Below are 11,752 nucleotides of genomic sequence, written 5' to 3' on the forward strand. Positions count from 1 at the left end.
TATAATTTGATGAAAAATAACATTGGCTCCTTCCCCTTTTTCAGGGGAAGGTGGATTCAAAATCGCCCAAAGCGATTTTGAAGACGGAAGGGGTCAATACTTAAGTAAAAATTTAAAATATGGATAACAATTCAAAGGATTCCCGCATTCGCGGGAATTGGGCGACACCACGTGGTGCATACCCGCACGTGAAGCGCGTAGGCGATTTTATATTTATCAGCGGTACGAGCTCGCGTTTACCGGACAATACATTTGCGGGCGTTCACAAAGTGGACGAAATGGGCACGATGCATTTTGACATTCGGGAACAAACCCGTGCCGTGCTGGAAAACATAAAAGATTACCTCGCCACCGAAGGCGCCACCTTGGCCGACGTGGTTGACGTAACGAGCTTTTTGGTAAATATGAACGACTTTGCAGGTTACAATGAAGTGTATGCGGAATATTTCAACAAAGAAACTGGGCCTGCAAGAACCACGGTTGCGGTGCACCAATTGCCGCATCCGTATTTGGTGGTGGAGATAAAGGCGATGGCTTATAAGCCAATTGACGGTAAACAGTAGCGGTTACCAATGAAACCCCAAAGGTTTTGAAAACCTTTGGGTCTGGCTACAACAATTTTTATTTAAAAGACCTCACAGGTCTCAAAAGACCTCACAGGTTTTGAAAACCTGTGAGGTCTGAAGCCACAATACTATATGAATATTTTAAACTATATAAACGGCGAATACGTTGAACCGCTTTCAAAAAAATGGTTGGATAACTACAATCCGTCCAACGGCGAAGTGTATTCGCAAATAGCCAATTCAAATACCGAGGATATTGAAACTGCATATCAGGCAGCAAAGGAGGCGTTCCCAAAATGGAGCAACACAACCATTGACGAACGCAGCAGAATTCTTCTAAAAATTGCAGATTTAATTGAAGAGAAATTGGTCGATTTGGCCGAAGCCGAAGCAAAGGACAACGGGAAACCATTGAGTTTGGCTTTGGCAGTTGATATTCCACGGGCCTCTGCAAACTTTCGATTTTTCGGAAATGCAATTACCCAATTTTCCAGCGAGGCCCACGAAAGTGTGGGGTTGAATACGATGAATTTTACCTTGCGCCAGCCACTGGGCGTTGTCGGTTGTATTTCGCCGTGGAACCTTCCGTTGTATTTATTTACTTGGAAAATCGCGCCCGCAATCGCAGCAGGAAATACAGTAGTTGCAAAACCCAGCGAGGTTACACCAATGACGGCTTTTCTTTTAGGTGAAATATGCACCGAAGCTGGTTTGCCAAAAGGAGTTTTAAATATCGTTCACGGCACGGGACCTTCCGCAGGGCAAGCGATTGTGGAGCATAAAAACATTAAAGCAATTTCATTTACCGGCGGAACCAAAACCGGCGAACACATTGCCCGAACGGCCGCTCCGATGTTTAAAAAATTATCCTTGGAACTCGGCGGAAAAAATCCAAACCTCATCTTCGCAGATTGCGATTATGAAAAAATGCTGGAAGTTACCATGCGTTCATCATTTGCAAATCAAGGCCAAATCTGTCTTTGCGGCAGCAGAATTTTCGTTGAAAAACCTATTTACGAAAAATTCAAAAAAGATTTTGTTGAAAAAGTGAAGCAACTAAAAGTGGGAAATCCCTTTGATGCCGAAACCAATTTGGGTGCTTTGGTATCGAAACCACATTTGGAAAAAGTGGAATCGTACATAAAACTCGCTGAAAAAGAAGGCGGAAAAATCCTTTTCGGCGGAAATAGAGTTACCGTGAAAAATTTCGAAAACGGTTATTATTTGGAACCCACGGTCATTGAGGTTTTTGACGACCAATGTCGTGTAAACCAAGAAGAAATCTTCGGTCCCGTAGTAACCATTATGCCTTTTGAAACCGAGGAAGAAGTTTTACAAATGGCAAATTCCGTTAAATATGGTTTATCTTCAACCCTTTGGACTTCAGATTTGAACCGCACGATGCGCATTTCAAAAGAAATTGAAGTGGGCATTGTTTGGGTAAATACGTGGCTGAACCGTGATCTGCGAACCCCTTTCGGCGGAATGAAAGACAGCGGCGTAGGCCGCGAAGGCGGATTTGAGGCACTTCGGTTTTTTACGGAGGCGAAGAATGTTTGTATTAGGTATGAGGATGAGGGATGAGGGATGAGGAATTAGGAATTAGGAATTAGGTATGAGGAATTTGGTATGAGGAATTAGGGATGAGGGATGAGGGATGAGGGATGAGGAATAAAAATATTGAGAATTGAATATTGAATATTGAACATTGACTATGAATTTAGATTTAACAAATAAAAACGCAATGGTCTGCGGAAGTACTGCCGGCATCGGGAAAGCGACAGCAATTCAACTTGCAAAACTTGGGGCAACCCTAACTTTGGTTGCGCGCGACGAAGCAAAATTAAAAGAAACCTTGATTGACCTTCCTTTTGAAAAAGGCCAAAAACACAACTATTTCGTTGCGGATTTTACCAATCCAAAGCAGGTAAAGGAAAAGGCAGAATTGGCCGCTTCCAACAAAACCTTTCATATTTTGGTAAACAACACGGGCGGCCCAAAAGGCGGTCCCATCTTTTCCGCGGAAACCGAGGAATTTGAAAAAGCATTTTCAATGCACGTGATCTGCAACCAGATTTTGGTGCAGGCGCTCGTCCCCGGCATGAAGGAAGCCGATTATGGCAGGATTATCAATATCATTTCCACCTCAGTAAAACAGCCTATCGACGGACTGGGCGTGAGCAATACCATTCGCGGTGCGGTTGCAAGTTGGAGCAAAACCCTGGCGAATGAGTTGGGGCAATTCGGCATAACGGTGAACAACGTTTTGCCAGGTTTTACAGCAACTGACAGATTAGAAGACATTGTAGGCAACGCTGCAAAACGCATGAATAAAACCGAAAAAGAAGCCAGTGAGTTTATGAAAAGTCTTGTTCCTGCGCGCCGTTTCGCCCAACCCGGTGAGATTGCCAATGCCGTAGCGTTTTTGGCCAGTGAAGCCGCCAGCTATATCAACGGAATAAACCTACCCGTAGATGGTGGGCGCACTAAAAGTTTGTAACTTTAGCATTCCTTAAATTTTCTTATGAAACGAAAACTACGCATTAACGGCCATTCACATTTGCTTCCTTATCCCGAGGAAATTCCGCAGTTTATGCAGGATAAAGGAATTTTTTGGGTAGATAAGGACCGAAAGTTTATGCTCCAAAAAGATTGGAGCCGCCCCGTTACCGATTCCAGTTTCTTTTTGAATGAAAAACTGGAATGGATGGAGCGTTTCAAAATAGACCACGCCGTGGTTTTAAACCTTTCCCAACTTTACGGAAACGGGCTGCGTGTGGAAGAAATGAAGCAGGCATTGCGTTTTCAGAATGATTTCAACGCAAAGGTTCAGCACGACCATCCATCAAAATTTACCTGCGGTTTTGTGGTACATCCCGGTCTGATAAAAGGGGCAATGTGGGAAATGGAGCGCTGTGTGGAAGAACTTGGTCTGCAATTGCTGTGCCTACCCACGCATTATATGGATACCATTGGTACGTGGCGCTGCATTTTTGACGAAGAAAACGAGCCTATTTTTGAACTTGCTTCAAAATATAATCTCGCTGTAGAAATCCATCCCTACGATGGCGAAAAATTTATTAAACTTGAAAACACGGCCTGGCGTTTCCACCTTATTTGGATGCTCGCGCAGTGTGCGGATGCCTATCATTTTTTAACACTGAACGGTTATGCAGATAAATATCCGGGAATGCGAACCTGTTTTGCCCACGGCGGCCAGTTGGCACAGATAAATTTGGGAAGAAGAATTCAAGGCTTTGACGGCCGTCCCGATCTTTTTGAAGGAAAAACGCATCCCCGGAAAGCTGTTGGCCACAAAAATATTTTCTTTGATACCTTGGTCCACGACACGGGTTCCCTGGAACTGGTCGTGAGAAACCAAGGGTCCAAACAGGTTTTGGTGGGGCTGGACGACCCATATCCGCTGGGTGAAATGGAAAGCGCCCCACAATCTTCCTATCCTGGAAAAATTTTGGATCTGGCCTTGGAACGAAAGATTGTAACCCTCGAAGAAGCCGATGCCATGTGGGAAGACAACGTGATACAATGGCTTTGCGGCGACGACGAAGCGGCCAAACAAAAATTAGTCAAAAGAATTTTGGGCGAATAATGACCGAAGTAGCCAAGTTTTATATCCTTTCTCATATTTGCATCGCCTTTATCGGCGGCGTTTTATTGCTTGCACTTTGGTACAACATCCGTGCGCGGTTTCGCCAGCTCCTGGAAGAAGACGATTCGCAAAAACGCGTAGATAAAGGTTTGCTGTATCTGAGTTTGGCCATGTTCGTTTGGGTAATTTCCGGAGGCTGGATTTTTGGCGGCACCATTTTCAACCTAACCGAAACACGGGGCTATCAACTGGCAATAAACCTATTTTCAATAGTCAACAATATGTTTTTACTGTTGGCACTTTTTTACTTTTATTACGCCCCAAAATTCATCTATCACAATAAAAAGAATATCAAGAAAATAGTAATCGCCATTGTTTTCACGGCTATTATAACGTTTGCGCTGCCATTTCTATTGAAAGAGAACAATGTGGTAAACGGCATACGCATTAGTGCCGTTCCAGATTTATTACTTTCGGCATTTCTTTGCTATTTATTGGGCGTTTCGTTCTTCAGGACCTTTGTTTATAGAGGGTTGAAGATTATCGGCTATATTTCGGTAGTAGTGATACTGCTTATTTTCGTATCGCAGCTTTCAGAGGTTTTCTTGACCTTCGGAAATGATTTTAGCAACAATTTCATCAAAATCATTGCAAAGACTTCCTTGATTTCCATCTTTTTGGTGTTGGCGACAACTTGGGTTATTCGGCTTGCGAGTACCCCAAAACCCAATGAAATCACGATTCACTTTTTGGATTGGAGTTTGGTGAAGTTGAACATCCCAACGAAAAACATTTACGACCAAACCATCGATTTCGGTTCAAAAACGACTCAATATAAAAATCTGCTGAAATTTGCCATCCGAAGAAAATTTGCTGAAGGCGATTCGCAAACCATTCCCGTAAATCTTGGTGGTGAAATAAAAAACCAAACCTATCTCACCCGAATTATCGAAAACATAAACGATATTCTTCAATTGGACGATTCGCAAAAGCTCGATCGCCGTGATCTTTTCACCTTTATTGGCGAAAGCAAATACCGTTTGCGAATTGTTCCGAACAACATTTCCATCGACAAAAGGTTACTTGAGGAATTCTCCGAAAGCGCCGAAAACAAAGACTATAAAGCGTTTTTGTAACTCATTGTAACCGCATTCACAATTACGCACATTCCGCTATTTTTTGGTATAATTTAAAACTGCGAACGTTTCCGCTTACAATACGTTCTACATTCGTCCAAACTTAAATTTTCAGTTATGGGCAATGTAATCTCCGAAGCGGAACAACCGCAACTTTTCGGCCATCCAAAAGGACTTCTTTATCTATTTTTTGCAGAATTGTGGGAACGCTTTTCCTTTTATGGAATGCGCGCCCTGCTCGTGCTGTATATGACCAAACATTTGCTGTATGACGACGATATGGCTTTCGGGGTTTATGCGGCTTATATGTCTTTAGTTTATGTAACACCGATGATTGGCGGGATTTTGGCCGATAAAATTTTGGGCTACCGAAAAGCAATTATCCTCGGCGGGATTTTGATGGTTTTTGGCCACTTTTTTCTTTCCATTGAAATGCCCGTTTTCTTTTATGGCTCCCTCGGATTGATTATTGTTGGGAATGGATTTTTCAAACCAAATATTTCCTCATTTGTAGGCGAATTGTATGCCCAGGGCGATGCGCGGCGCGATTCCGGCTTCACAATTTTTTACCTCGGAATAAATTTGGGCGCGGCCATCGCACCGCTTTTATGCGCTTGGTTTGCCATTACATACGGTTGGCATTACGGCTTTGTTTTGGCGGGAATTGGAATGGTTACCGGACTTTTGGTTTTTAAAAGTGGGTTGAAAAATAATGTCTTCGGAAATAAGGGCCATGTGCCAAATCAGCAGCTTTACGAGCATAAAAAATTCGGTTTAAATCGCGGGAAATGGATTGTTTTGGCTTCAATCGTCTCGGTTGGAATTTTTGCGACGCTTGTCCGTTTTAATGAATTTGAAGGGTATTTGGTGTGGATTGTTTCAGCCTTTTTGGTTTTTTACATCGGTTATATTCTTACAAAAGTGACTTCAAGGGAAAGAAAACGATTGCTCGTGGCCGTTTACTTCACCATTTTATACACGCTTTTCGCTGCCATTTTTGAACAGGCCGGAAGTTCGCTGACGCTTTTTGCCGATAGAAATGTAAATCTGGTTTGGATGGACGCCGCCGGAACAAACAGTATAAATGCAGGTTTTATAATTCTCTTTGCCATCCCGTTTTCAATGCTTTGGACTTTTTTAAGCCGAAGAAAAATCAATCCAAATTCGGCCGTAAAGTTTGGTTTGGGATTGCTGTTTCTCGGTCTCGGTTTTATCGTTTTCGCCCTTTCGGCCCACAGCGTTGACGATTTTGCGAGAACCTCGATGAGTTATTTGGTAATCGGTTACATGGTTTTGACCGTTGGGGAACTCTTCCTCTCGCCTATCGGCCTTTCAAAAATGACAGAGCTTTCGCCCATAAAATACGTAGCTTTCATTATGGGCGTTTGGTTTTCGGCGAATTTTTACGGACACTTTTTCGCTGGAAAGATTGCGAAACTCACCACAGTTTCTGATGGAAATTCGAATGTTTTTTCAGAAGGATTCTTCGGAAATATTACAAAATACATCACCGGATTATCGCCGCAGATAGCTTCGGAGCAAAGCGATGCGTTTCAGCAGTTGTTTTCGTATGTCTCGGTATATGCAAGTTTTGGGGTGATTAGCGTAGTTGTTGGTATATTTGCAATACTTATTTCGCCAATTGTCAAAAAAATGATGGGCGGCATTCACTAAAAATTTCAAAATGGATTTTCTTCCCGAAAAAATAAACGATTACGTAGAAAAACATTCGCAACCCGAACCGGAATTGCTTCAAAGATTGAATCGCGAAACCTGGCAAAAACAGTTGCAGCCACGGATGCTGAGCGGACATTTGCAGGGTCGCGTATTGAGTATGCTTTCAAAATTGATACGTCCTCAACACATCTTGGAGATTGGAACCTATACTGGGTATTCCGCACTTTGTTTGGCGGAAGGAATGCAGGAAAATGGGGAACTTCACACTATAGACATCAACGAGGAATTGTATGATTTCCAAAGAAAATATTTTGACGAATCACCCTTCGGAAAGCAGATTTTTCAGCATTTGGGAAATGCTTTGGAAATTATTCCAAAGCTCGAAAAAACCTTCGATTTGGTTTTTATTGATGCCGATAAAAACAACTATCCGAACTATCTCGAAATCATTCTTCCGAAGCTAAAAAAAGGGTCCGTGATTTTAAGCGACAATGTGCTGTGGAGTGGAAAAGTTGTGGAAGATTTGAAGGAAGATGACGAAGACACCAAGGCGCTTCTTCAGTATAATAAATTGCTGAACGAACACCCCAAACTGGAAACGGTGATTTTGCCCATCCGCGATGGTTTGGCCATAAGCCGGGTACTATAGGTATCCAAAATTTTCGGAATCTATATTTTCCCTCTATTTAGCTCCAAAATTTCTTCGATATGTTACATATATGTTTCGGGAAATCAATTTCCCGAAACCATTTTTATGCAGCATTTTAATCATTTTTGGCTTCAACCCTGTTTGTTATTTTTTTACATAAAAAGTAAAAAATAAAAGCGAAAACCGTTCCCACCAATGCACCAACAAGAATATCGCTGGGGTAATGCACACCCACATATATCCGGCTCATCACAAAAATTAGCGGCCAGAGATAGGCCAGATAGATCCATTTTGTGAATTTGCGCAATACCAGGACCATAAAAGTGGTTATCGAAAAACTGGAGGATGCATGGCCTGAAAAAAAACTATAACTGGTCGGTTTTTGAAGAATACGGATCAATTCGGCAAAGGCTTCCACATTATTGGGCCTCAAACGGGCCACGTAGTCTTTCACTATAGATGTGAACAAAAAAGTAATTACAAACGTCAACAAACCCATAAGGAAAACTACAACGCCTTTTTTTCCTTTGTAGTAGTAAAAAATAAGGAGAATAAAAAAAATGAAAAGCGGGGTCCAGCTTTCAATTTTTGTAGCGTAGATCCAAAAGCCATCAAAACGTTCTATCCCTATACTGTTGAGGTAAACAAAAAGATCCCTGTCCCATTGTTTTAGGGTTTCCAGCATTTAGAATTTTCTTTTTATGGGGCCAGTAACCTCATCAACGTCTTCTTTAACTTGGTCTATTTGTTTTTGAACGTCTTTGGTGATGTCTAAATCAATACCCTGTTTTTCAGCACTCTTTGTGATTTCAGATTTAATATCGTTGGTGGCATCTTTCACTTGCCGCATCGCTTTTCCCAGACCGCGGGCTATCTCCGGCACTTTATCAGCACCAAAGACCAAGAGCACGATAAATAGGATAAAACCTATTTCGGCACCGCTGATGAATAAAAAAATTGCTTGTGAAATCATGGTGCAAAGATAGTAATGAGTTATGAGTTATGCGTGCAGAGTTATGAGTTTTTGTGAAATTCCAATTTAATCAACAAACGCTTTTCGCTATTTAGAAAAGGGGATTGAAAATTTCTTTGAATTTTTACCCTGCGCCTAAATGGAAATTAAAGAAATCTTCATTTCATCCGTTAGTCCCGATAGCCTTCGGGAGCGGAAATAAATGAAGATTTCGGCTTAAAATTTCTATATATTAATCTTTTTCCGTTTTCTTCTTAAAGCTATCAAAAGCGCCCAGTTTTTTGCGTTTTGGCCAAGTATTGTTGCTGGTATCGATATCAGCGGTTTCTTCATCGGGGTCCACTTCAATTTTGGTAATTTCCTTTTCCGAAGCAACAATCTTGCCCACGGATTGGTCGTTTTTTCGCCATATTTCAGCAGGATAGGTCACTTTTTCAGAAGTTCCGTCGCTGTAAGTATATTGCACAATAATAGGCATTGGGATACCTCCCGGCTTTTCAAAAGTTACATTGTAAAAATAATTGGGACGCTTCAATTTAGCTCTTTCTTCCGCAGGAATATTGTCCATGATATATTCGTTCAGCGTTTTAACATCTTTTAGTTTTGAATTGCGCATGGTTTCGTCAAAATCTGCGCTGTCTTCTTCCACCAAATAGACCATTGGAGGCAGGTCGCTTTCTGAAATGCCCCTTGCGGCTATCATTTGTTTCACTTCATTGTTCATTTTTGAGGTAACGTAGAATTTCTTAACATCCTTTACGCCAATATCCACATAATCGGTGGTATAAAACCATTCTCTCCAATACCAGTCCAAATCTACGGCGGAAGCATCTTCCATAGTCCTGAAAAAATCCTCTGGCGTTGGGTGTTTAAACATCCATCGGTTTGCATAGGTTTTAAAGGCGAAGTCAAAAAGCTCACGGCCCATAATGGTCTCACGAAGAATATTTAAAGCCGTTGCAGGTTTTGCATAGGCATTAGCGCCAAAATTATAGGTGTTGAGCCCCTTGGTCATAATGGGCGCCAACTGGCTTTGGTCGCCAGCCATATAATCAACGATGTTTTTTGCGGGACCGCGGCGGGAAGGATATTTTTTGTTCGGCGCAATGGCATCTGGATATTCTTCACCAAAATCCTGCTCGGCCACGTATTGTGTAAACGTGTTCAGCCCTTCGTCCATCCAGGTCCATTGGCGCTCGTCACTATTTACGATCATCGGGAAATAGTTGTGGCCCACTTCGTGGATTATCACGCTTATCATTCCATATTTGGTGCGTTCACTAATACTCCCATCTTTGTCGGGACGGCCATGGTTCCAGCAAATCATGGGGTATTCCATTCCCTGGTTTTTTGCACTAACCGAAATTGCCTTTGGGTACGGGTAATCAAAGGTCATCCGAGAATAGGTTTTTAACGTACTGGCAACAGCTCGGGTGGACCAATCTTCCCAAAGTGGATTGGATTCGGGTGGATACAGCGATACCGCCATTACGGAACCACTGCCCATTTTCACGGCCATCATATCCCAAATGTATTTTCGCGATGTTGCGAAGGCATAGTCGCGCACATTTTCAGCCTTAAATTTCCAGGTTCTTTTTGCCGTTGAAAAGCCTTTTGAAGCGGCTTCCGCTTCGGCTTGGGTTACTATGACGACAGGCTTGTTAAATGATTTTTTGGCGGCATCGTAACGGCTCATCATTTCCTTCGTAAAAATTTCCTTTCTGTTTTGAAGCTCGCCAGTAGCATCCAAAATATGGTCTGCCGGCACGGTGATGTTCACTTCAAAATTTCCGAAGGGCAGTGCAAACTCGTCCCTTCCCCAAAACTGGCTGTTCTGCCAGCCTTCCACATCGTTATAAACCGCCATTCGCGGATAGAACTGGGCGATGACATAGCCGCGATTGCCGTCCTCAAAGGTTTCGTAGCCGCTGCGGGCGCGGTCCACCACGTGATCGTTGATGTTGTACCACCATTTTATGGAGAATATAAATTTTTCGCCGGGCATCAAATTCTTTGGCATATCCACACGCATCATGGTTTGGTTGATGGTGTACTTCAAGGGGTTGCCCTTGGCATCTTTCACTTCCAAAATATTAAAACCACCGTCAAATTCATTTCCCATATAATTTTGAACAAAGCTACCCGCCATATTTGCAGGTACGGCATCAGAAGGTTCGATCAATGGCGATTTTGAATCCTTGGCCCTTTTGTTTTGGTCTAATTGTACCCAAAGATATTCCAATGGGTCTGGCGAGTTGTTGCTATAGGTAATGGTTTCATTTCCCGTAATTTTTTTGTTTTTATCATCCAACTCAATGTCCATTTTATAATCAGCTTGCTGCTGGTAATAGCTGGGGCCGGGGGCGCCACTGGCTGTACGGAACATATTGGGCGTTGAAAATTCTTCGTATAGCTGCTTAAAACGATTGGTGTTGTAATGACCGGATTCGCGTTTCTGTGAGTCTGTTTCTTCCTGTGCTGAAACAATTCCGGAAAAAAGGAAAAGTATTGCGAGAAATAGGGAATTTGTTGATTTCATTATAAAAGTTTAATAGTTTAGATGTTTATGAGTTTAAAAGCCTGCCCGCTGTAGGAGGCCTTAGAAGTTTAGTTGGCCGCTGGGCTCGTCCCTGTCAAGAATCAAGCTGCGGCGGCTTTTTGAAGTTTTTAGGTGAATAATATTTTGTTGTTCGGGAAACATTTCCATCAACACTTTGTTTTCAATTTCAATGGTTTTTAGTTTCTTCACGTCTTTCACTTCAATATAGGCCACGAGCATATCGGTATCATATTCCTTGCCTATATAATCCAGTTTTACGGATTTTCCATTTATCTTAATATTTAATTTTTGAAGAATGTAGTTTTTCAAATCTTCATCGGCTTCCGCAGTTTCCTTTTTTGTGTCGAGTGAAATGGAAGGATCGTACCGCTGCTGCAGGGCATCCTCAATATCGTCGATAAAAATTTTGGTAATTATTTGAAGGGAACTTTTCTCCTTTACGTATTCAATTTTTGTGATGCTAACATAAAATTTGTGGGCAGAAGTAGCTGAAGCTAAAGGAAAGACCCACAATAAAAGGAGAATTCTGAAAAATTTCATAATATAAAAAGAGGGCTAATGGAACATTAGACGGTTTCTGC

General features: G+C 42.1%; 11 protein-coding genes. 7 read left to right on the plus strand and 4 right to left on the minus strand.

From position 1 onward, the window contains the following. The first annotated feature begins 119 nt into the window (after window positions 1-119). The 7 genes from POV26_RS06900 (at window position 120) to POV26_RS06930 (ending at window position 7,638) form a co-directional block, all read left to right on the plus strand. Window positions 120-563 (plus strand): RidA family protein, encoded by a 444-nt coding sequence (locus tag POV26_RS06900; protein WP_272855736.1) that lies wholly within the window; start codon window positions 120-122, stop codon window positions 561-563. 135 nt (window positions 564-698) lie between these two features. Next, window positions 699-2,150 (plus strand): aldehyde dehydrogenase, encoded by a 1,452-nt coding sequence (locus POV26_RS06905; RefSeq protein ID WP_272855737.1) that lies wholly within the window; start codon window positions 699-701, stop codon window positions 2,148-2,150. A 130-nt stretch (window positions 2,151-2,280) separates the two neighbouring features. Beyond that, entirely contained in the window at window positions 2,281-3,066 is a 786-nt protein-coding gene (locus POV26_RS06910) for an SDR family oxidoreductase (protein ID WP_272855738.1), read from the plus strand. Window positions 3,067-3,090: 24 nt separating this feature from the next. Further along, the gene (locus POV26_RS06915) at window positions 3,091-4,176 is read left to right on the plus strand and encodes an amidohydrolase family protein (protein WP_272855739.1); all 1,086 of its coding nucleotides are present in this window, start codon (window positions 3,091-3,093) and stop codon (window positions 4,174-4,176) included. Then, window positions 4,176-5,312, plus strand: a complete 1,137-nt coding sequence (locus POV26_RS06920) for a hypothetical protein (RefSeq protein WP_272855740.1) — start codon at window positions 4,176-4,178, stop codon at window positions 5,310-5,312. Before POV26_RS06915 ends, POV26_RS06920 begins: the two co-directional genes overlap by 1 nt. Before the next feature lie 117 nt (window positions 5,313-5,429). After that, complete coding sequence (locus POV26_RS06925; RefSeq protein WP_272855741.1) at window positions 5,430-6,986, plus strand: peptide MFS transporter; 1,557 nt, start codon at window positions 5,430-5,432, stop codon at window positions 6,984-6,986. A 10-nt stretch (window positions 6,987-6,996) separates the two neighbouring features. Then, the gene (locus POV26_RS06930; RefSeq protein WP_272855742.1) at window positions 6,997-7,638 is read left to right on the plus strand and encodes an O-methyltransferase; all 642 of its coding nucleotides are present in this window, start codon (window positions 6,997-6,999) and stop codon (window positions 7,636-7,638) included. 115 nt (window positions 7,639-7,753) lie between these two features. On the opposite strand, the gene POV26_RS06935 is transcribed toward POV26_RS06930, so the two are convergent. The 4 genes from POV26_RS06935 to POV26_RS06950 form a co-directional block, all read right to left on the minus strand. Beyond that, window positions 7,754-8,323 carry a phosphatase PAP2 family protein gene (locus POV26_RS06935; RefSeq protein WP_272855743.1) on the minus strand — a complete coding sequence of 190 codons (570 nt, stop codon included), beginning with the start codon at window positions 8,321-8,323 and terminating at the stop codon, window positions 7,754-7,756. Continuing rightward, the gene (locus POV26_RS06940) at window positions 8,324-8,611 is read right to left on the minus strand and encodes a twin-arginine translocase TatA/TatE family subunit (RefSeq protein WP_272855744.1); all 288 of its coding nucleotides are present in this window, start codon (window positions 8,609-8,611) and stop codon (window positions 8,324-8,326) included. A gap of 232 nt (window positions 8,612-8,843) precedes the next feature. Further along, window positions 8,844-11,150, minus strand: coding sequence for a M1 family metallopeptidase (locus POV26_RS06945; RefSeq protein WP_272855745.1), 2,307 nt, complete (start codon window positions 11,148-11,150; stop codon window positions 8,844-8,846). 60 nt (window positions 11,151-11,210) lie between these two features. Next, window positions 11,211-11,711 carry a DUF6702 family protein gene (locus tag POV26_RS06950; protein ID WP_272855746.1) on the minus strand — a complete coding sequence of 167 codons (501 nt, stop codon included), beginning with the start codon at window positions 11,709-11,711 and terminating at the stop codon, window positions 11,211-11,213. Window positions 11,712-11,752 lie beyond the last annotated feature (41 nt).

Source organism: Aequorivita todarodis (assembly GCF_028561335.1).
Lineage (GTDB): Bacteria > Bacteroidota > Bacteroidia > Flavobacteriales > Flavobacteriaceae > Aequorivita > Aequorivita todarodis.